Below are 20,873 nucleotides of genomic sequence, written 5' to 3' on the forward strand. Positions count from 1 at the left end.
GTCCAAGGCGGACTCCGCGTCGATGATCCCCAGGCGATGCTCCGCGGGGGCGATTCGGGGTCGCCGATCTCGCCCGGCCAACCCGCCGCCAGTTTGTTGCTTGCCGCGTTGCGTTACGACGGGATGGAAATGCCGCCGGACGAGCCGTTGCCGGAAAACGTGATCCGCGATTTTGAACGATGGATCGAACGGGGCGCCGTGATGCCCGAGGCTTCCACGACAGATGCCCTGCACGCCAAAGCGGCCGACGAACCGCAAATCGATTGGGAACAGGCCAGACAATTTTGGTCGTTCCAACCACCCGCCCTGCATCAACCCAGTGAGATCGCCGGTCACGATCGTGCCGGAACGTCCTGGGCTTCAAACAAATTGGACCGATTCGTCTTCGCCAGACTTTCGCAGCACGGGCTCTCGCCCAATCCGCCGGCATCCAAACGGATCTGGTTGCGGCGTGTCAGTTTTGATCTGACCGGGTTGCCGCCGACGATCGAGGAGGTGGAAGCATTCCAGGCCGACAAGAGTCCCCAAGCCAAACTCCGCGTCGTCGATCGACTGTTGGCTTCACCCCAACACGGTGAACGGTGGGCTCGCATCTGGCTGGACGTCGCACGTTATGCCGAAGACCAGGCGCACATCGTTGGCAACAATGATTCGCTGACCTATCCGAACGCCTACCTGTACCGCGATTGGGTCATCCACGCGTTGGCCAGCGACATGCCGTATGACGACTTCGTCAGGAACCAATTGGCGGCCGATCTGCTTCACCCCGGTGACCCGGAACGCCACGTTGCACTCGGATTCCTCGGACTCGGCCCCAAGTACTACCGTCGCAACGCCCCGGAGGTGATGGCGGATGAATGGGAAGATCGCATCGACACCGTTTCGCGTGGCTTGCTGGGGCTGACCGTCGCCTGTGCACGCTGCCACGACCACAAATACGACCCCGTCCCGACCTCGGATTACTACGCCTTGGCCGGTGTCTTTGCCAGCACCGAAATGTTCAATCGGCCGCTCGATGAGTCCGTCGAAACCAACGGCCCCCAAGCGAAAAAACCACAAGACGCCGTGCACATCGTCCGCGAAGGCAAACCGCAAGATTTAAAGGTGATGATCCGCGGGGATGCCAAACGGCTTGGCGAAACGGTCCCGCGCGGTTTCTTGACCGTGCTCACAACTCCCCAGACCGAGCCTGCGGCGGCCGGCGGATTCAGCAACGGCAGCGGCCGAGCGGCGCTGGCCGACGCGGTCGGTCATTCCTCCAATCCGCTGACCGCACGCGTGATCGTCAATCGGGTCTGGCACCAGTTGATGGGCGCGCCGATCGTCGCAACTCCGAGCAACTTCGGTTCGCTCGGTGGACGTCCCTCCCACCCGTTACTGCTGGATGACTTGGCGGTTCGATTCATGAACGCCGGATGGTCACTGAAGTGGTTGCAGCGGGAAATCGTTCTGTCGGCCACCTACGGACAAAGCAGCGAAATTGACCCGCTGAAATCCGAGACCGATCCGGACAATCAATGGCGTTGGCGGATGCCGCGACGACGGTTGAGTCTGGAAGCCTATCGCGACGCCATCCTGTCCGCGTCGGGTGGACTCGATACCAAAATCGGCGGCCGATCGATCGATCCCCAACAGACCTCGACGGGACGCCGAACCGTTTACAGCGAAGTCAGCCGATTGGACTTGAGCCCCATGCTGGCGCGATTCGATTTCCCGGACCCCAATGCGCACAGCCCCGGTCGCCACGAAACCACCACTCCCTTGCAGAAACTGTTTCTGCTCAACAGCCCGTTCCTGATCCACCACGCGTCGACGCTGGCCGAACGAATCCGAACCGCCCGCCCGACCGATCCCCAGCGGATCGCGTTTGCGTGGCAATTGGTCTACGGAAGAATGCCCAGCGACGAAGAACGCGAGATTGCCGAACGCTATGTCGCCGACGGCAACCGTGAGCGTTGGAACGGCCTCGCACAGACGCTGTTGATCAGCAACGAAATGTTCATGTTGGATTGATCATGCACGATTCATTCTCTCGCCGAAATCTCTTCCGTCGCAGCGGCGCCGGCTTCGGGTCGGTCGGATTGATGTCGGCCCTGGCGTCGCATCAGCTCCTTGCCGGCGATGCCTCTGTCAGTGCTGCCTCTGTCAGCGATGGGCTGCACCACCGGGCGCGGGCCAAGCGGGTGATCTTCTTGTTCATGAATGGTGCACCGTCACACGTCGACACGTTTGACCCCAAACCGATGCTGGCTAAACACGCGGGCCAATCACCGAATGACCATTCGGTCGACAAGAAGAACCGCGCCGGCGGTTACATGCCGTCACCGTTCAAGTTTAGCGCCCATGGCGAGAGCGGCGTCGTGATGAGCGAGCTGTTTCCCAAACTGGCCGATCATGCGGACGACTTGTGCGTCGTTCGTTCGATGCACACCGATGTCCCCAATCACGAACCCGGCTTGCTGCTGATGCAATCGGGGCATCAACAACCGACGCGTCCCAGCATGGGGTCGTGGCTGTCCTACGGATTGGGCAGTGAAAACGCAAACCTGCCGTCGTTCGTCGCACTCTCGCCGGGGCTGCCCGTCGTCGGCCCGCAGCTATGGTCCAACGCGTTTCTGCCTGGTCAACACCAGGGCATCGAGATCGACACCAATCATTCCGATGTCGAAAAATTGATCCACAATATTCGGCACCCGCATCTGTCGCGTTCCGACCAACGCGAGCAACTGGATCTGCTGCAACAATTCAACCGGCTTCATCGACAGCAACGCCCCGGCGAAGCAGCGTTGGAAACGCACATTCGATCGATGGAGTTGGCTTTTGAGATGCAGCGTGAAGCCTCCGAGGCGTTTGATCTGCAACGTGAGAGCCAACGGACGCGACAGTCCTATGGCGATTCGGAATTCGGCCGCAGCTGCTTGTTGGGCAGACGGCTACTCGAGCGTGGCGTCCGCGTGGTCCAAGTGTTCTATGTCAAAAAGAACAGCAAACAACCTTGGGACACCCACCGCAACAACAACTCCGGCCACAAAACACTCTGCGCCGACGCCGATCAAGTCACCGCGGCGCTGCTGTCGGACTTGAAACGCCGCGGGATGCTGGACGACACACTGGTGATCTGGGGCGGCGAATTCGGACGCACCCCTTACGCCCAGGTCGACAAAGACAAGGATCCCAAGAAAGCGGGACGAGACCATCATCACACCGGATTTTCGATGTGGCTGGCCGGAGGCGGGGTCCGCGGCGGACACACGCACGGGGCGACCGATGATTTCGGCATGCACGCGGTCGAAAAACGAGTCCACGTCCACGACTTGCACGCGACCGTGCTGCACCTGATGGGCATCGATCACACCCGATTGACCTATCGCTATTCCGGACGCGATTTTCGTCTCACCGACGTCCACGGCCGTGTCGTCGACGACTGGTTCGCCTGAGAAGCAGGCACAAGAAACGTGTCGGATGTTGAGCGTGGGATAGGCTTCCAGCCTGTCAATCCGGCGTCGATAGGCTGGAAGCCTATCCCACTTCTTTACCGCATCACGCTCATTCGCCGACGGCCATCGCGGAATAGGTCACCGCTTCTCCGCCGATCGGGTCCAGCGATGCTTCGGCGTACGATTCGTCGGTTTCCCAGATCCGGACCTGACAGGCTCGCGCCCCGGTTCCTTCCAGCACTTCGGGGCACATCTCCTCGAGCAAGTACTTGGCCATGTTCTCCGCAGTCGGATTGTACGGCATCACGAAGAATCGGCAGGGCTTGACCAGCTCCAGTGCCTGACGGGCGTTGGAGTCGTCCTGGTGGATCAGGAAGCTGTGATCCCAATGCTCATCGATCCAACCTTTGACCCGCTGCTTGAGCACCGAAAAGTCGAGAACCCGGCCGACATCGTCCTGGACATCCCCTTGGACGAAAAAATCCGCGACGTAGTTGTGGCCGTGGAAGTGCTCGCATTTTCCGCCGTGGCCGAACAGACGGTGTCCGGCACAGAATTTGATGCGACGCATGATGGTCAGAGCCATGGAAAAACTCGCGTGTTGGAAAGTCGGGGGATTCGAACCGGCCAGCTTAACACTAACCGGGCAGGAAAGTCTTGCAAGGCGTCAACCTATTCCCGCACGACCATCAACAACATTTGATTGCCGCGACGGATGGTCACGCGACAGGGCTGGCTCTGGCGTTTGTATTCGTCCAGGATCACCTCCAATTGGCGGGCCGATGTCAGCGGCAAACCTCCGGCCGTCTGGATCACATCGCCGACTTCCAGTCCATCGCGTTCGGCAATGCTGTTGTCCTTGATGCCGGTGATGATCAGTCCCGATTCCAGGTTCCGGTAGCCATATTTTTGGGCGGTCGCCGGGGTGACCGGGACCAATTCGGCGCCCATCACTTCGCCGGATCCGAATTGGGCCATCACCTCTTCGGTGCGCTCCTTCAGATCGACGCGGACCTGCAGCGGCTTGCCGTCACGATCAAGCTCCAGCAGCATTTGGGCTCCCGGCGGACGGCTGGCGACATAGTTCCGCATCTGCGCGTGGGTCCTCATCGGGCGTCCGTCGATCGCCACGACGACGTCGCCGGGCTGGATCCCCGCCTGGTCGGCCGGCATCCCTTCGAGCACCGATTCGATCAGCACACCGCGTTTGGCCTTCAACTGGTAGCCTTCGATCGTTTCCTCGTTGACCGGCCCCAAGCTGGCGCCCAAGAATCCGCGTCGTACGGTTCCGTTTTCGATAATGGAATTCAAAACCGGGGCGGCCAGTGAGACCGGAATGGCGAAACCGATGCCCGCGCTCGATCCGCTGCGGGACATGATGGCGGTGTTGATCCCGACCAGTTCCCCGCGCAGATTCACCAGCGGGCCGCCCGAGTTTCCGGGGTTGATCGCCGCGTCGGTCTGCAGGAAGTCTTCAAACCCGGCCCCATCGCCGATGATGCCGCGGATCCGGTTCTTCCCGCTGATGATTCCCGCCGTGACGGTTTGATCGAGTCCGAAGGGGCTGCCGATCGCGACCACCCAATCGCCGACTTGGATCGCGTCGGAGTTGCCCAACGAAGCCGCTTTGAGATCGGTGCGGTCGACCTTGACGACGGCCAGGTCGGTCTGGGGGTCGGTGCCGATGATGCGTCCTGGGGCTTTCCTTCCGTCAGAAAACTCGACCTCCAGCTCATCGGCGCCCTCGACAACGTGGTTGTTGGTCAAGATGTAGCCGTCGCTGCGAACGATCACTCCGCTTCCCATTCCGCTCTCTTCGCGACGTTGCGGCTGGCCTTCGGGCAGATTGAAAAATTGTTCAAACCCCGGCGGCAGCCCTGGCGGAACCCGTTGCCCGCGAATGATCTGGGTCGCCTTGGTATTGATGCTGACGACGCTCGGCCGCATCAAATTGGCGACGTTGCGAAACGCCGTCGACAGATCCTGTGCGGCTCCGAGGTTCTGTCCTGGCAGCGGCGACGCTTGGCCGACCGGCCCCGCGACGGCAGCCGGCTGCGTCGCGACCGCCTCTTGGGCGCCCGGGTCATGACGCATGAATCCCGGTACGGTCATCACCGCGCCGGTGACGAGCGATCCCAAGATCATCGCACCGAGGGCACCACTGATCGGCTTCCAGGATGGGGACATTTCCGTATTGGGCATCGTTGAGACTCCCTTATGTTTTGATTGAAAAAACTTCGTTCTCTGCTGACATTTTTGCACGCCGCCGCCGGCGATCGATCCGATCGCCGCAAGCGGGCTGACAACTTGGCACGCCCCGTCAGGCGGTAGCAAACAGCAGGCCAAACCCGATTCACGGCAGATATTCCGACGATATTCCGTTTTTTGGGTAGATTTCACGCCGTTTCCAGCTGCGGCGGGTCTCGAAATTCTGGTACGCTATTCGGTATTGCTGTTTAGAGCTTGGGGTGCCGGCAGCAAACCCGGTGGCCCCCGTGGGACGATCGATGGCGACCAAAATCGATTCCGACCCAAATTGATTAGCAACGATTTACTGGGTGGTCCGTCCGGAATTGGGCGAAGCACCCGACCATGGAACGGGTGGCTCGAATGCGTGACACATTGACGGTGATTTTGGCAGGCGGTCGGGGTTCGCGATTGGAACCCCTGACACGCGACCGCGCGAAACCCGCGGTGCCCTTTGGTGGTCTCTACCGGATCATCGATTTTGTGCTCAGTAATTGTCTCAACAGCGACATGCGGCGGCTGTTGTTGTTGACTCAGTACAAAGCACAATCGCTGGACCGACACATCAATCTGGCTTGGCGGAATTACTTTTGTCGCGAACTCGGCGAGTTCATCGACGTCGTTCCGCCCCAGCAGCGAATCGCGGGCAATTGGTATTCCGGGACTGCCGATGCGGTCTACCAGAACATCTATGCGATCGAGCGGGAACAGCCCGAGCACATCGTCATCCTGGCGGGCGACCACATCTACAAGATGAACTACGGGCCGATGGTCGATCACCACCGCAAGCTCGATGCCGACATCACGATCGGTGCGTTGCGCGTGCGGGTCGACGAGGCGCGGCAGTTCGGCGTCATGCAAACCGATCTGGACGGCCGCGTCATCGGATTTCAAGAGAAGCCCGAGAACCCGATTCCGACGCCTGAGGACCCCGAGTTCTGCTTGGCGTCGATGGGGATCTATGTCTTCAACGCCCGGTTCCTGTACGAGCAGTTGTGCGCCGACGCCACGCGGATGGACAGCGATCACGATTTCGGCAAGAACATCATCCCCCAGGCGATCGATTCGCACCTGGTCTGCGCGTTTCCGTTCTTGGACGAAAACCGCAAGTCGGACGCGTATTGGCGCGACGTCGGAACGATCGACGCGTACTACGAAGCGACGATGGACCTGATCAGCATCGATCCGCAGTTGAACTTGTACGACAAGCATTGGCCGGTGCGTGCGTTCCAGCCGATGTTGCCGCCGCCGAAGTTTGTTTTCGGCAGCGAAGGCATCTCGACACGTCGGGGGACGGCGATGGATTCGTTGGTTTGCCAGGGCGCGATCATCAGTGGCGGCAGTGTCGCCCGCAGCGTCATCGGCCCCGGCGTGCGAATCAACAGTTATTCCTCGGTCGAGGATAGCATCTTGTTTGACGAGGTGAACGTCGGCCGCCGCAGCCGCCTGCGTCGCGTGATCGTCGACAAGGGGGTTTCGATCCCGCCGGAAACCGAGATCGGTTTCGACCCGATCGCCGATGCCGAGCGTGGATTCAAGGTCACCGAAAGCGGATTGGTCGTGATCAGCCGAGGCGAACTGATCACACCCCATTGCCCGGCCGAGCCGGCGGCGGTGGGACAAGCCGGCGTTTGAAAAGGCCGGGGAGGGTTCTAAACCTCCGTTGTCCCAATGGGGCCAGTCGGGCATGATGTGCGTCGAAGCGAACGATTCCTTTCACGCAACCATGGCGAAGCATCGTGCCCTATACACCGCCCAGCGAAACGTCGGATTCGAACACGCCCCCGGAAAACCACCAGGGCTGGCAAACCACGCCGTATCCCATCACGACGATGCCGCCGGGGATTCCCTACATCGTCGGCAACGAAGCGGCCGAGCGGTTCAGCTTCTACGGCATGAAGGCGATCCTGACCGTCTTCATGACCCAATATCTGATCGGCAGCGGCGGCGGCGTCGACCCGATGAGCGACAACGATGCCAAGTTCTGGGTCCACACCTTTGTGATGGCCGCCTACTTCACACCGCTGCTGGGTGCGTTCCTGGCCGACTGGCTGTTCGGAAAATACAAAACCATTCTCTACCTCTCGGTGCTCTACTGTTTCGGGCACCTCGCTTTGGCGTTGGACGAAACCCGTTTGGGGCTGGCGATCGGACTGAGCCTGATCGCGTTGGGCACCGGTGCCATCAAGCCCTGTGTTTCCGCCCACGTCGGTGACCAGTTCGGGACCAAAAACTCTCATCTGCTGAGCAAGGTGTTCGGCTGGTTCTACGTCGCGATCAATCTGGGCGCGTTTGCCTCCACCGTGTTGACGCCCTGGCTGTTGGATCGATACGGACCGCAAATCGCGTTCGGTGTGCCGGGTATCTTGATGGCGATTGCGACCTTGCTGTTTTGGATGGGACGCAACAAGTTCGTTCATATTCCGCCGCGGGGTCCCCAAGTCTTTCGCGACGCGTTTACCGGCGAAGGCGGTCGGGCGCTGCTTCGGCTGGCCCCGATCTACGTGCTGGTCGCGGTGTTTTGGAGCCTGTTCGATCAGACGGCCAGCGCCTGGGTCTTACAGGCCGAAAACATGGACCGCACGGTGATGGGCGTCGAATTGTTGTCCAGCCAGATCCAAGCCGCCAATCCGTTCCTGATCCTGATCCTGGTGCCGCTGTTCAGCTACGCCGTCTATCCCGCGATCAGCAAATTCTTTCCCCTCACCCCGCTCCGCAAAATCACGATCGGGATGTTTGTCACCGTCTTCGCGTTCTCGATCAGCGCCTTGATTGAAACCTCGATTCAGAACGGAGGGACACCCAGTATTTCGTGGCAGGTGTTGGCGTACATTCTGCTGACCGCTGCCGAAGTCATGGTCTCCATCACGTGCTTGGAATTCAGTTACACCCAGGCGCCCAACAGCATGAAAAGTATCGTGATGAGCTTTTATATGTTGTCGGTGTCGCTGGGTAATTTCATCACCGCCGGCGTCAATGCCGTGATCAGCAACGCCGACGGAACGTCCAAGTTGCCCGGCGCGTCCTACTACTGGTTCTTCACCGGATTGATGCTCGTCGCCGCCGTGCTCTTTATCGCCGTCGCAGTGACCTATCGCGGAAAGCAGTACATCCAAGAATCCGAAGTCGAAGCGGAATCGGAAGCCGAGGGAACCGCGTAGGTTTGCAACCACGTTTCGCATCGATCCCTTCGGGATCGGTGCTGGGTCGGGCGCGAAGCGAATGCGATTGCCGGACCCCGGATGGGGTCCCAGCGCGTAGCCGGAGGTGAGCGCAGCGACACCTCCGGAAACCACGACCCTACGAACCACGACCCCGGACGGGGTCGCAGCCAATCAAGTCAAGTACTTCGGATCATACTGAACCCCCGCGCGATCGAGCATCTCAACCAACTCCTCTTGAAACGTCCGTCGCCGATGGTGTTCACGCTGCCGCGCGATATATCCCTTCACCTTGGATCGCTCGGTCACGCTGACCGAGAATACCGCGTAGCCTTCTTGCCAGGCAAAGTCCTTCATGCCGACGTCTGAGTGAACCCACGCCGACGACGCCTTTTTGAGTTCCCGCATCGTATCGCTGATCGTTCGAGAGGGTTTGAACCCGATCAACAGATGCACGTGGTCTTCCACCCCGCCGACCCCTTGGGGCGCCAGGTTCAAGCCACGGAGAGTTCCTCCCAGGTAGTCGTAAAGGCGTTTTTCCCAGGAACGGTGAATCCATTTCATGCGATATTTGGTGCTAAAGGTGACGTGAAGGTGAATGCTGTGGAACGTGGACATGGCGGCTCCTTTGAGGGAGTTAGGATTGTGGGTGGAAATGCTGCGATCCCGTCGGGATCGGTGGGACGCGAGGCGTCCGGCACCGGAGGTGGCGCTGCGCTGACCTCCGGCTACTGGCTGCGATCCCGTCGGGATCGGTGGGACGCGGGCGCGTCCGGCTCCGGAGGTTGCGCTGCGCTGACCTCCGGCTACTCGCTGCGATCCCGTCGGGATCGATTGGACGCGGGCGCGTCCGGCTCCGGAGGTGGCGCTGCGCTGACCTCCGGCTAATCGCTGCGATCCCGTCGGGATCGATTGGACGCGGGCGCGTCGGCACCGGAGGTGGCGCTGCGCTGACCTCCGGCTAATCGCTGCGATCCCGTCGGGATCGGTGGGACGCGAGGCGTCCGTCACCGGAGGTGGCGCTGCGCTGACCTCCGGCTAATCGCTGCGATCCCGTCGGGATCGGTGGGGGACGCGGACGCGAGGGCTGGACCCCGGATGGGGTCCCAGCACGTAGCCGGAGGTGAGCGCAGCGACACCTCCGGAAATCCCGACCCACCAACCACGACCCCGGACGGGGTCGCAGCCAATCACGTCAGGAGCTTCGGAGCGCACCGGACACCCGAGCGTTAGCCGATCGCGAGAACCAAAACCGTCACGGCATCCGGATCCGACAGGAGTGCGTCTCCCGCTTGCGACCAATCGGCTGCCGGCGAATCATCGGGCGAATGAACGACCCAAACGGTGCCGGTTTGATCGGAAACCTCTCCGGCGGATGAATTGGCATATCCGACCGACGACTCGGCGACACCGCCGGCAACCGTCCAATCATCAGCAAACGCCGTTTCACAACGTTCTTCGAAGCAATCGGACTGAAGGCTGGAAGCTTCGCTGCGCAACACCTCCAGTCTCACCATCGCCTCTTCCAGGGCGGTCAACGCGTCGTCGCGATCACCGGCCAACAGCTTTTCTTGAGCAAGCTTTAGCTTCGTCGTGGTCGTGTTGATCTCGGCTTGGATCATCGACATCACTTCGCGGCGGACCACGGCGCAAAACGCTTCACGGGCCGCAGCCTCATTCCCGACAGGTCGCAGTTCGTGCCTGACGACTCGAATATGCCGGGGTGCTTTGATGGCCAGGGTGGCGCGCGATCGCGTCAGCCGGACCACCTCGATCGAAACTCCCAATCCAAGAAAATCGATGCGGTCATTTTCACGACGAGAGAGCAACAACATGGATCACTCCATTCACGTTGACACCGCGAAAACGATCCTTTCGTCGCCGCAGTGGAGCAATGATGAAGCACTCATGCTTCGGTTTCCCCAGAACATAACGCAACGGCTAAAATGCGAAAACAGCAGAATCTGAACCAGATTCGTCCGGCGGCGTAGAAACCAAGTCTTCTCTCGCATCCACCATCAATCGGCAGCCCCGGGGATCACGTGGAACAGAACGCACACCCCAAACGATCTGGGCGACTGATCAGGGTCCTGTTTTGGGGCGGCGTGATCGTTTCGATCAAGGTGTTTGTGGCGATTCTGTACCAATACCGTTGGTACTTTCCAGCCGATTTCGATGCCTCGCCGTTTCTCGCCGGACGCCGATTCAGCTTCGTCGGACTCTATCGCTGGGCATTCTATTTGCACGTGTTCGCCGGGCCAGCCGCGTTGATCCTTGGCACGTTCTTGCTCTACAGCGGTGGAAAGTCGCGCTGGCGGCGTGTCCATCGCACAGTCGGCAAGACACAGTGCGCCCTGATTGGATTGATGGTCGTCCCGAGCGGTTTGGTGATGTCGCTGCAAGCGTACGCCGGACCGATCGCCCAACTCGGCTTCATCGTCCAGTCGATTCTGACCGGCACGACGATCCTCGTTGCGGTGTCGTTTGTCCGCGCCGGCAACCTCGCGGCCCACCGTCGCTGGGCAAACCGTTGTTACCTGCTGCTTTGGTCACCGCTGTTGCTGCGCGTCGTGGCGGGATTGATGATCGTTTCGAACCTGGAATCAGAATGGACCTACCGCTTGAACGCATGGCTCAGCTGGCTCGTGCCGCTGGCCGTGTACGAATGGGTTTTAGTTTCATCCAAGGCGAACATCCGATCGAAAAATGCGGCTCTCCGCTTTCTCTTCGCAGGCACGAAAACTCCAACACAAGCCCAAAACAGGAGCACCGCATGAACCAACGAACGAACCCCTCCGGATTAACGTTGATCGAGCTGCTGGTCGTGATTGTGGTCATCGGCGTCTTGGTCGGGCTGATGTTGCCTGCGGTGCGCACCTCGCGCGAAGCGGCGCGACGCATGAGCTGTTCTAACAATATCAAACAAGTCGGTCTGGCGTTTCACAACTACCATTCGGCCAACGAGCAACTTCCCAAGCAGATGGGCGGAACCTTCGACCCGTCTTCCGATTCCGGAGGCACGTCCGTCCCGGGCAACAACCGCTACCGTTTGAGCGCGTTGGTCGGATTGCTGCCGTTCCTCGAACAGCCGAACACCTGGCAAGCGATTGTCGATGGAGAATCGGCTTCGAACAACACGACGTACGCGCCGATGGGACCGGCTCCCTGGACGCGTGGATTCCACCCATGGCAAACGGAATTCCCAGTCTTTCGCTGCCCCTCTGATCCGGGCCTCGGCTTGCCCGCTCACGGCCGCACCAATCTGGCCGTCTGCATAGGTGACGCGACCGCAGGGATGAACACCGGTCCGATTCGTTGGAGCCAAGACGCACAAGCCTGGGTCGCCGATCGCAGCGATGAAGTGGCCGCGTCCGGTCGCGGGGTGTTCGTTCCCAGACAAGTGACGCGTTGGCGTGACATTCACGACGGGTTGAGCAACACGATCTTGGCTGGAGAAATCTCCACCGATCTTGATGACGGTGACATTCGAACCTCAGGGTCCTTGCTGAATGATTGGACCAAGATTCACGACACACCCACACTTTGCAAAAGCCAAATCGATTTGCAGCGACCAATGTTCTGGTCGCAGGCCGACGACGGCCCCCAAAGCCTCGGCAGCGAGGACCAGAAACGCGGCTTTCGTTGGGCCGACGGCGCGGCCCTGCACACCGGGTTCAATACCATCCTGCCTCCGAACCGAGAGGTTTGTCTGGCCGGGGTTGATTCCGGAATCGGCATGCTGCCTCCGTCGAGTCGTCACCAGGGCGGAGTGCATGTGTTGATGGCCGACGGAGCGGTGTTGTTCATCACCAATTCGATCGACAGCGGAGATCCGAACATCGGCACCGTCGTCCGGGGCGGAACCGGTCCGCGCGCCCCCGGCAGTCACAGCCCCTACGGGCTATGGGGTGCACTGGGAACCCGCGCCCAAGGTGAAGTGATCGAGGAGCAGCTGAATCAGTAGGCTGGTATCAACAGGCTGGAAGCCTATCTCACAGGTTTGCCGTTCACCCACTGGCATGCTCAGCATGCCCTACACGGCGACACACCAATGCAGACTCAATGAAGCACCAGTCGTGGGCCTGTGCTCGATCACTGATTCAGCCGATCGAGTAACCGCTGCATTTTCCAGTGCGTCATCGTCGTCGTTGAAACCACGATCCAGTGCCGTTCGCGAATCGTCGAAGGGACAATCGTCGAATTCCCACCGAGCCGTTCCCAAGTATCGGCGTCGAGGCTGGTTTGAATCGTCTCGAGCAAGGTATCGAAATCGGGAGAGGTTTCAGCGATCGCGTTTGACGGTCGAACGGATTCCCAGGGGGCGCGCGGCACCATGTTGATCAGTGGCGTCACATCATAGATCCTCGTCGCCAAGTCGTCTTCGGCGGCCTCGACGGTGGTGATGATCACCTGGCCGCGAACGATCATCAGCGTCAGATACAAGTCTTTCAGACGGCTCAAGACATCGACGATCAAACTGGGACGGCCTTCGATCACCGCAGCTTCATCGCGCTGCCACCATCGCTCCCGCTCGCCGTTCCGATCTGGTGATCCGGCGTGCTGGTGAGTCATCACTCCTGCACCGATCTCAGCGTCCGGATCGATGCCGATTTCTTCCAATGCCCTTCGGTCAAGCAATACCGGAACCTGCTCACTGAGCTCCGCGGCCATCTGGCTCAGCGGCTGACCGGGAACCCAATGAAACGTCGATGGCTTCATCAACGCAACGGCCAGCGCTCGTTCCTGCTTCAAGCTCATCAGCGGATCACAGGGAAAGGAAACCACTGGCCCGCCGGCTTTCGTCACCGCCGAGCGAGAAATGTCGTCGCTCAGGCCTGGGCTGAGCCAATGAACGGAAGTTGCTGTCCTCTGCGCAATCACAAGAACTGGCGACATGAAGAGCAGAAACGATAAGGCGATGAATCTCATGAACGCGGCGTTCCTCTTGTGGGGCAAGCATCTTGCTTGCCATTGGTGTTCGGTGCGAATCGCAAGCCGGAAGCGTACGCCACTGCACTTGGCATGCCGAATGCAACACTACCCTGCTGCACGCAAGATCGGGAATCGAGCGTTCGATTTTGCGTCGCAGTCAATCCTGCGACTGTAGCGTTTTGCTACAGCAGGCCACTCAACGAGGTTGGAACATGCAAGCGATTATCGGAACAATCAAAGCCGCCGTCTTCTTTCGCAGCATCGTGTTTGCATCGAGCGCGGCGTTGTTACTTGCCGCTGCGCCCGTTTCCGCACAAGAGCCAAAGACCGTGGTCGACGTCGACAGTCCCATCACCGCCGTCACGGTCTTTCAACGCCAGGCCAACGTCGTGCGGGAAATCAATGTCGCACCGTCTGCTGGAGGTCAAATGCTCCGCGTCACGGGGCTACCAAAAACCATCCGCGATCAATCGGTTCGCTGGGAATCCGACGCCGAAATCACGGTCCGTTCATTGCGTGTCACCCCGCATCAAATCGCACCCGACGATGTAAAGAGACGACAGCGGGAGGAGGAACGGGCCGCACAGAACCAAGCCCTGCAGGACGCGGCACATGAAGTCGCAGTCATCGAACAAGACTTGGAAACGATCGAGGACTTGGTGAGGTTTTCGTCCGCGCAAACCAACGACGATCTCAGGCAATCCGAACTGAAGGTCGATTCGGTCACGGCGATTGCGGATTTTGTCATGCAGCGCCGACGAGCGCTCGCCAAAGAACTGCACGTCGCGCGACGGGAGTTACAGACGCTGCAGAATCAAATGGAAGAATCGATGCGTCGAAGTCAAAACGACACCGATTCAAAACCCGAAGCGACTTTCGATGCGACGTTGATGGTCGACGCACCACGCGGCGGGTTGCTGCGGATGAGCTATTGGGTCGACGAGGTTTCTTGGGAGCCGCAGTACACCATTCACGCAACGGCCCGTCAGCAAGGTGCCGATGGGTTTGTCGTACAACTGGACGGGACCGTCACGCAACACAGTGGCGAAGACTGGCGAGGCGTCCGACTGGCATTCTGCACCGGTGTGCCCAACTTGCAAGCCGCCACACCGCTGTTGGTACCGCTACGAGTTTCGGTCAATCAGAAGGCCGGTGATCAAACCGATCCGATGGCCGGCTATGCCAAGTCTCGACAGTCGGCGGGCACCCCACCGGCCTGGGAGGATCCGGCGTTGTGGCAACGTAACCTTGCACTGAACACCGAAGCGGCGGGCAGGCAGGTTTACGAAATCAATCGGCGACAAAGTGTGCAGCGGGAAATGGCCGATGACGCGAACACCAACCTGACCGACGAAACCTATCGCGTGGCCGAACGGATCGATGTGGCCGACCAGACCGCCGACCAGGCGATCACGATTTTGCGTTGGAACATCGAAAGCCCGATCTATCGTGTCGTCACGCCGCTGCTGAGCAGTTTCGCCTACCGCGAGGCCGCGTTGGAAAACCGAACCGGCCAAAGTCTGGTCGGCGGGGACGCCACCGTCTTTCTGGATGGGAGATTCGTCGGAAGGACCACGCTGCCACCGACCGCGGCCGGTGGCGAGTTTGCCGTCGGATTGGGGGCCGACCGACAAGTCCGCACGCGACGCGAATTACTCGCCCGCGACGAATCCATCCAAGGTGGCAACCGACTCTCAAAACTCGAATACCGGCTCGTCATCTCCAACTACCATCCCGAGGAGATCGAGATTCAGTTGTATGACCGAATTCCGATCACGAGCGATTCGGGAACGGTCAACGTCGTCACCGATTCCGCTTCACTGGGAAGCCTGTCCACGGACGCCAAGTACCTGAGGATGCAGCGTCCGACGGGCATCCTGCGTTGGGATTTGACGATCCCCGCCAAACGCTTCGGAAGCACCGCGTATGACCATCACTACCTCTACACGATCGAAATGGACCGGACGCAATCGATCGTCAGCAACGACGTCGAACAGCAGATGCGCAACGACCTGCGATTCAATCGCTCCGGCGGAGGCGGGATGGGGGGAGGGTTTGGCGGGGGCATGGGAGGCGGGATGGGAGGCGGCGGCTCGTTTTGAGAATTGGAGAAGTTGTCCACGAATCACACGAATTGCACGAATAACGGGTCCGGCCCGCGGAACGCAAGAGTTGCTGTCAAAATCCTGTTTGATTTCGGGACGGTTTACAGGAAACAAAGGAAGAAAGCTACCAAATCATTGGTGCTTACTTCGAGGTATACAACGAAATGGGGAGCGGATTCTTGGAGTCCGTGTTTCAAGAATGTCTAGAAATTGAGTTTGCTGAGCGTGGAATCCCCTTCGTTGCACAACATAGACTTCAACTTCGGTATAAGGGACGCCAATTAAAGAGTATTTTCATACCCGACTTTATCTGCTTTGATAATATCATTGTAGAAATCAAGGCACTCTCCGATTTCACCGGTCAACACCGAGCCCAGGTACACAACTATCTTAAAGCGACCGACTATCGATTGGGCTTGCTCGTCAATTTCGGCTCCCACCCTAAGTTGCAATCAGAGCGCATAGTAAGGTAGCCGATGCCAAGACCATGGGTTTCGACGCGTGACAGTCGTTCGTCGGCGTTCCTCGTCTCCGCTGTGTATTCGCGTGTGATTCGTGTGATTCGTGTGATTCGTGTGATTCGTGTGATTCGTGTGATTCGTGTGATTCGTGTGATTCGTGGACAACCTCCCCCGTTTATTCACGGCGTCACTACTGAATCCTCGACTGCTGGATCAGCTGCTTGACGATGTCTTCTCGCGTGCCGGCCTTTTGCAAGATCAGACGCTGGCGGTCGGCCCAATCGATTCGGCCGGCGATCTCTCGGACCATCAACAATTCCGATTCGCAGTTCAGGTCTTGGGCGACGCCGCGCAATTTACCGAGCAGGCGTTCGACAATTTCTGCGACGGTTTTCTCGGAATAGTCGAAAGTGTCGACCAGCGTTGCGGCAACTCCATAACGCGCCGCCCGCCATTTGTTTTGCCGGACCATCATCGGGTGGCAATCGAACTGGTACGTCCCCTCATCGATCCGATCGCTGAGGTACTTGACCAGGCACTGGATCAACGCGGCCAAGGCACAGACGTGATCGATGTTCCCCGGCATGTCACACATCCGGACTTCGACGGTGCCGAAGTTGTGGTGCGGACGCACATCCCACCAGATCTCGCGAATCGTGTTGATGAATCCGGTCTCTTCCATGTGGTTGACCAGCCACACGTATTCACTCCAGTTGCGCATCAGCGTCGGCAGGCCCGCCGTCGGCAGCCCTTCCATGACTTTGCTGCGATGCGAGTGCAGTCCGGTGTCACGGTCTTCCCAATAGGGGCTGCTCGCCGACAACGCCAGCAGCAAGGGCAGGTGCTGCATGATCCGATCGCAGATCATGACGGCTTTGTCGCCCGAATCGACGCCGACGTGGACATGCAACCCGAACGTGATCAGTCGCCGCGCCATTTCCTGCAGCAATCGGACCAGCCCTCGATAGCGTTCGTCATCGGTGACGACTTGGTCCTGCCAATGACTGAAGGGATGTGTCGCGCCCCACCAGAGGCCGAGTCCTAGATTGTCGGCGGCGTGTTGCAGCGACCTGAGTTTTTCGGACAAATCCACGCGGGCCTCGGACACCGTGGTGCAGACGCCGCTGATGACTTCGACGCAGGACTGCATCAGTTCGTGCTTGCACGATTCAGAGATGTCGTCGGGTAGGGTCGCTAACAGGTCATTGCTGCGGTTGGACAGCGCCATCGAATCGGTGTCGACGATCCCGAGTTCCAATTCGACCCCGACGGTTTGCGACGTGTTCGAATGAAACTGAAACTTGCTCATCACCGGCCCGGGTCAAAATAGTTGATGATCGACGCTGCAAATAGTTTAGCGGCATGGGCGATGGCATGCTCATCGACATCAAAATTTCCGGTGTGCAGGGGCGCCCCGCCGACCTGATCACCGGCGACACCCAGGCGAAACATCGCGCCGGGGACGTGCTCCAAATAAAACGAAAAATCTTCGCTGCCCATACTCGGTTCGTCGATCCAATCGACCGACGCCGGGTTCAGGACTTGGATCGCCGAATCGTGCAGCAATCGAATCAGCGCCGGGTCGTTCATCACACCTGGAGCAGAGGACCCGAGTCGCAGCCGGACCTCGCATCCCGTTTCTCGCGCCGTCGCCTCGCCGATGTCTTCGAGCACCTCCAGTGTCCGTCGGCGTGCTTCAACGCTCAGTGATCGAAGCGTCCCGGTGATCGTCGCGGTGTCCGGAATGACGTTGGGACTGTGCCCCGCGTCGATCATTCCGATCGATAGCACGACGGTATCATGCGCGTTGATGGCACGCGGGACCCGCCGATAGGCGGATTGAATCCAACGGGTGCAGGCATCGATCGGGTCGTTGGTCAAGTGCGGCCGTGCGGCGTGGCCTCCCGAACCGATGAATCTGACCTCCAGCATGTCACAGGCCGCAGTGAAGGCGTGTTCTCGCAACCCGACACAGCCGACCTGGCGGGTGGGATCGACGTGCAACGCCAAGACGGCGCCGACGTCGGCGAGGGCATGATGATGAATCATGTGCAGGGCGCCTTCGGCGGTCTCCTCGGCCGGCTGCAAGATCGCCCGCGCCGCGATCGGCCAAGGTAACCTGCCGCTGCGTTGCAGCTGCGAGAGCAGTTGCATGGCGGCGACGATCACGGTCGCATGAACGTCGTGCCCGCACGCATGCATCACCCCGTCGACCGTGCTGTGGTAGGCGACGGATTTTTCGTCTTGAATCGGCAACGCGTCGATGTCGCCGCGGATCGCGAGCCGTGGGTGATTCGCCAAGGCTTTATCGGTCACCAAGTCCGCGATCAATCCACGCCCCTGACCGGCGATGCGAATCGGCAGATCCAATTTGGCGAGCAGCGTTTTCAGATACTGAGTCGTCAGCGTTTCGTGGCCGGAAAGTTCCGGGTGCTGGTGCAAATAGCGACGCAGCGCAATCCAGCCGTCGCCGAGTTCCTTCGCGGCATCGTTGATCGCTTCGATCCAGGTCTCAGGGAGGGCTGCGTCGGATCGGGCAATTTCAGAGCCGGCAGTTTCAGGGTCGGCCATGTCTATCGCTCCGAGCACGAAGTCGGAGACAAATGCGCTCGCTGCGGATGCATGTGCATCGAGTGATCCATGGCTGCTGAGAAGGGTGACGAGAACGGTGAGAACGGGCCGCCAAGCTGCCGGCGACGAACTCGAAGGGCGGGAGCCCCAGAATAGCCACTCCGGCGATTCCGATCAAACCGAGAGTCGGGGCGATGTTGGTACCCCGCGGGCCCCAGCCCCCGTCACACCACACCCCAGCGGGAAGCGTTAGCGAACGGCACGTGTTCAACGAATGGCCTTCACGCGCCACTGGCTGACGATCAATGCCACCTACTTGGGCTTCAACGGTGTTGGCGGAACGGCGTGAGCGGTCCGGTCGCGCTTCAAAAACGCTGTGAAAGACCGGAGGGCTCGCACCCTACCGCTAACAAAAAACACCCCGCTTGGCGTCAAAGTAGATGCCATTGGCCGTGACGCAACGTGCTGGCATGCGCAGGCGGCGGCTCGATCTGAGCATGGCACTCTGTCAATGCGCGAAGCCCATCGGATCGTCAGAGCACAGGGGAAAAGCCTAACCCGACTTCGCGTCGAGAATCTCCGCCGCCACTCTCAATCCGCTGTTCATCGCACCTTGAATGCTGGGGGTTTCCCGGTAGTCGCCGCAAACGTAGAGATTCGCCGGAGCATGGAGCCCATCGATTTGATCACCGCGAACGGGCTGGACGACGGGATCCAGGTTCAACTCGGGCAACCCGTACGGGACGCGGATGGTTTGCACCCGTTCCCATTGATCGACGCCCTCGCCGAACCAGCGCCGTGCCTGGTCACGAACGGCATCCTCCAACGCGTCGGCCGGTTGCTCGGTCTGGGAATCCGAGATGCTGACGGAAATCAGTGATCGGCCGCCGGAGGCATATTCGGGCGCGACATCGCTGAGCACGACGGCGGTCTGGATCGGCCCTGTTTCATCCCCCCGCAACATCAACAGCTTGCCGGTGTTGGGTGACCGGTGGGCGACGAAGTACAAGGTGGTGGCATCGTTCCACCGGGTGGCCAAATCGGGCGCATCGAGCAATCTCGCTGCGGCGTTGCTCTCGGTCGCGACGACGACGGATTCCGCATCGATGTGGCTGCCATCGGTCAGATGAATCCGATGGTGTGGGTCAACGTGCTCGATCGAGGCGACGGTGGTGTTCAACCGCAACGTTCCGCGCGGAAGGCCTTCCGCCAACTGTCGCGGAATGGCGGCCATGCCGTCGGCGGGAATGGCGATGTCGCCGGCGGCAAACATGCGAAACACAAACTCGAACATCCGGCTGGACGTCGAAAGCGATTCGTTCAGGAAAACGCCGCCTAGGAATGGCCGAAAGAATTCATCGATCATCGCCTTGGAAAAACCGAGTTGCTCCAATCGCTGTTCCGTGGACTCGCCGCGGCGCTGATACAAGTCCTGCAGCGATCCCCTTCCGGCCAGAAACCGGGCCTTGGCGATCCGCAGTTTGTCCATCAGGGACCCGACCGGACTGGTCGCGGTGGCCAACGCCTGTCCCGGTCGACGCCAGGGATCACCGAGGCGGGCGAACCGACCGTTCTTGCGCACCAACGCCCCCGGCTCAAACGGCCGAAGACGCAGGCCTTCGTAATCGAGCAACTCACGGCAAGCCGGGTAGGCGGTCAGCAAGACCTGAAAACCGTGATCCAATTTCAACCCGTCGACGACGTCCGTTCTGACACGCCCCCCGACGCGATCGCTGGCCTCCAGCAAGGTGACCGGATGACCGCGCCCGGCGAGCCGCTTGGCACAGGACAGCCCCGCCAGCCCCCCGCCGATGATCACCGTGTCGGCGGGCGAATCGGGGGGATTCGACTTCGTTCCACTGTCAGATTGGATTGCGTTCACGGTTGTTCCGATAGAGTGAAAATCGACGAGCGGGACGCCCAGGACACCCGGTGACGCGGGCTCGGCAGCGAACGACG

Annotated in this window: 15 protein-coding genes and 1 pseudogene; 8 read left to right on the forward strand and 8 right to left on the reverse strand. The window is 60.0% G+C overall.

Translation table 11 applies throughout. The annotated features are described in order from the left end of the window. The coding region (locus NZK35_RS00005) for a PSD1 and planctomycete cytochrome C domain-containing protein (RefSeq protein WP_259630549.1) at nucleotides 1-2,013 on the forward strand (2,013 nt) is incomplete at its 5' end. Nucleotides 2,014-2,015: 2 nt separating this feature from the next. Continuing rightward, nucleotides 2,016-3,437 (forward strand): DUF1501 domain-containing protein, encoded by a 1,422-nt coding sequence (locus NZK35_RS00010; RefSeq protein ID WP_259630550.1) that lies wholly within the window; start codon nucleotides 2,016-2,018, stop codon nucleotides 3,435-3,437. A 109-nt stretch (nucleotides 3,438-3,546) separates the two neighbouring features. On the opposite strand, the gene NZK35_RS00015 is transcribed toward NZK35_RS00010, so the two are convergent. After that, nucleotides 3,547-4,023: a 6-pyruvoyl trahydropterin synthase family protein gene (locus NZK35_RS00015; protein WP_259630551.1), complete on the reverse strand. Its 477-nt coding sequence runs from the start codon at nucleotides 4,021-4,023 to the stop codon at nucleotides 3,547-3,549. A gap of 86 nt (nucleotides 4,024-4,109) precedes the next feature. Further along, on the reverse strand, nucleotides 4,110-5,639 hold the full coding sequence (locus NZK35_RS00020; RefSeq protein ID WP_259630552.1) for a Do family serine endopeptidase: 1,530 nt from the start codon (nucleotides 5,637-5,639) through the stop codon (nucleotides 4,110-4,112). Nucleotides 5,640-6,029: 390 nt separating this feature from the next. Here NZK35_RS00020 and glgC point away from each other — a divergent pair, with 390 nt between their 5' ends. After that, nucleotides 6,030-7,319: a glucose-1-phosphate adenylyltransferase gene (glgC, locus tag NZK35_RS00025; protein WP_095737515.1), complete on the forward strand. Its 1,290-nt coding sequence runs from the start codon at nucleotides 6,030-6,032 to the stop codon at nucleotides 7,317-7,319. 104 nt (nucleotides 7,320-7,423) lie between these two features. Then, complete coding sequence (locus NZK35_RS00030; protein WP_259630553.1) at nucleotides 7,424-8,845, forward strand: POT family MFS transporter; 1,422 nt, start codon at nucleotides 7,424-7,426, stop codon at nucleotides 8,843-8,845. Nucleotides 8,846-9,019: 174 nt separating this feature from the next. Here the strand turns inward: NZK35_RS00030 and tnpA are convergent, their stop codons facing one another. Together tnpA and NZK35_RS00040 are read right to left on the reverse strand one after the other, a co-directional pair. Continuing rightward, the gene (gene tnpA, locus NZK35_RS00035; RefSeq protein WP_259630554.1) at nucleotides 9,020-9,463 is read right to left on the reverse strand and encodes an IS200/IS605 family transposase; all 444 of its coding nucleotides are present in this window, start codon (nucleotides 9,461-9,463) and stop codon (nucleotides 9,020-9,022) included. A 611-nt stretch (nucleotides 9,464-10,074) separates the two neighbouring features. Beyond that, a complete protein-coding gene (locus tag NZK35_RS00040; protein ID WP_259630555.1) occupies nucleotides 10,075-10,680 on the reverse strand; it encodes a carbon storage regulator in 606 nt (201 codons plus the stop codon). Nucleotides 10,681-10,887: 207 nt separating this feature from the next. Here NZK35_RS00040 and NZK35_RS00045 point away from each other — a divergent pair, with 207 nt between their 5' ends. Continuing rightward, nucleotides 10,888-11,622, forward strand: a complete 735-nt coding sequence (locus NZK35_RS00045; RefSeq protein WP_259630556.1) for a DUF2306 domain-containing protein — start codon at nucleotides 10,888-10,890, stop codon at nucleotides 11,620-11,622. Further along, nucleotides 11,619-12,809, forward strand: coding sequence for a DUF1559 domain-containing protein (locus tag NZK35_RS00050; RefSeq protein WP_259630557.1), 1,191 nt, complete (start codon nucleotides 11,619-11,621; stop codon nucleotides 12,807-12,809). Before NZK35_RS00045 ends, NZK35_RS00050 begins: the two co-directional genes overlap by 4 nt. A 128-nt stretch (nucleotides 12,810-12,937) precedes the next feature. Here NZK35_RS00050 and NZK35_RS00055 read toward each other — a convergent pair whose 3' ends face one another. Then, complete coding sequence (locus tag NZK35_RS00055; protein WP_259630558.1) at nucleotides 12,938-13,603, reverse strand: hypothetical protein; 666 nt, start codon at nucleotides 13,601-13,603, stop codon at nucleotides 12,938-12,940. Nucleotides 13,604-13,989: 386 nt separating this feature from the next. On the opposite strand from NZK35_RS00055, the gene NZK35_RS00060 reads away from it, so the two are divergent. Further along, a complete protein-coding gene (locus NZK35_RS00060) occupies nucleotides 13,990-15,879 on the forward strand; it encodes a DUF4139 domain-containing protein (RefSeq protein WP_259630559.1) in 1,890 nt (629 codons plus the stop codon). A 131-nt stretch (nucleotides 15,880-16,010) separates the two neighbouring features. Continuing rightward, nucleotides 16,011-16,355 (forward strand): annotated as a pseudogene (locus NZK35_RS00065) (GxxExxY protein); the annotation flags it as partial. 178 nt (nucleotides 16,356-16,533) lie between these two features. On the opposite strand, the gene NZK35_RS00070 reads toward NZK35_RS00065, so the two are convergent. The 3 genes from NZK35_RS00070 to NZK35_RS00080 all read right to left on the reverse strand — a co-directional run bounded on the left by NZK35_RS00070 (nucleotide 16,534) and on the right by NZK35_RS00080 (nucleotide 20,796). Continuing rightward, on the reverse strand, nucleotides 16,534-17,652 hold the full coding sequence (locus tag NZK35_RS00070) for a carboxylate-amine ligase (RefSeq protein WP_259630560.1): 1,119 nt from the start codon (nucleotides 17,650-17,652) through the stop codon (nucleotides 16,534-16,536). Continuing rightward, nucleotides 17,652-18,914, reverse strand: a complete 1,263-nt coding sequence (locus NZK35_RS00075) for an amidohydrolase (RefSeq protein WP_259630561.1) — start codon at nucleotides 18,912-18,914, stop codon at nucleotides 17,652-17,654. The genes NZK35_RS00070 and NZK35_RS00075 overlap by 1 nt, the downstream gene beginning before the upstream one ends. Nucleotides 18,915-19,467: 553 nt before the next feature. Further along, nucleotides 19,468-20,796, reverse strand: a complete 1,329-nt coding sequence (locus NZK35_RS00080) for an NAD(P)/FAD-dependent oxidoreductase (protein ID WP_259630562.1) — start codon at nucleotides 20,794-20,796, stop codon at nucleotides 19,468-19,470. Between the last annotated feature and the right edge of the window lie 77 nt (nucleotides 20,797-20,873).

It is taken from the genome of Stieleria sedimenti (assembly GCF_025060895.1).
GTDB lineage: Bacteria > Planctomycetota > Planctomycetia > Pirellulales > Pirellulaceae > Stieleria > Stieleria sedimenti.

Bases quoted from the DNA above. Each gene is read 5' to 3' on its own strand.
- NZK35_RS00010 (WP_259630550.1), top strand. From the start codon at position 2,016: ATGCACGATTCATTCTCTCGCCGAAATCTCTTCCGTCGCAGCGGCGCC.
- NZK35_RS00015 (WP_259630551.1), bottom strand. From the start codon at position 4,023: ATGGCTCTGACCATCATGCGTCGCATCAAATTCTGTGCCGGACACCGT.
- NZK35_RS00020 (WP_259630552.1), bottom strand. From the start codon at position 5,639: ATGCCCAATACGGAAATGTCCCCATCCTGGAAGCCGATCAGTGGTGCC.
- glgC (WP_095737515.1), top strand. From the start codon at position 6,030: ATGGAACGGGTGGCTCGAATGCGTGACACATTGACGGTGATTTTGGCA.
- tnpA (WP_259630554.1), bottom strand. From the start codon at position 9,463: ATGTCCACGTTCCACAGCATTCACCTTCACGTCACCTTTAGCACCAAA.
- NZK35_RS00040 (WP_259630555.1), bottom strand. From the start codon at position 10,680: ATGTTGTTGCTCTCTCGTCGTGAAAATGACCGCATCGATTTTCTTGGA.
- NZK35_RS00050 (WP_259630557.1), top strand. From the start codon at position 11,619: ATGAACCAACGAACGAACCCCTCCGGATTAACGTTGATCGAGCTGCTG.
- NZK35_RS00055 (WP_259630558.1), bottom strand. From the start codon at position 13,603: ATGAGCTTGAAGCAGGAACGAGCGCTGGCCGTTGCGTTGATGAAGCCA.
- NZK35_RS00060 (WP_259630559.1), top strand. From the start codon at position 13,990: ATGCAAGCGATTATCGGAACAATCAAAGCCGCCGTCTTCTTTCGCAGC.
- NZK35_RS00070 (WP_259630560.1), bottom strand. From the start codon at position 17,652: ATGAGCAAGTTTCAGTTTCATTCGAACACGTCGCAAACCGTCGGGGTC.
- NZK35_RS00075 (WP_259630561.1), bottom strand. From the start codon at position 18,914: ATGGCCGACCCTGAAACTGCCGGCTCTGAAATTGCCCGATCCGACGCA.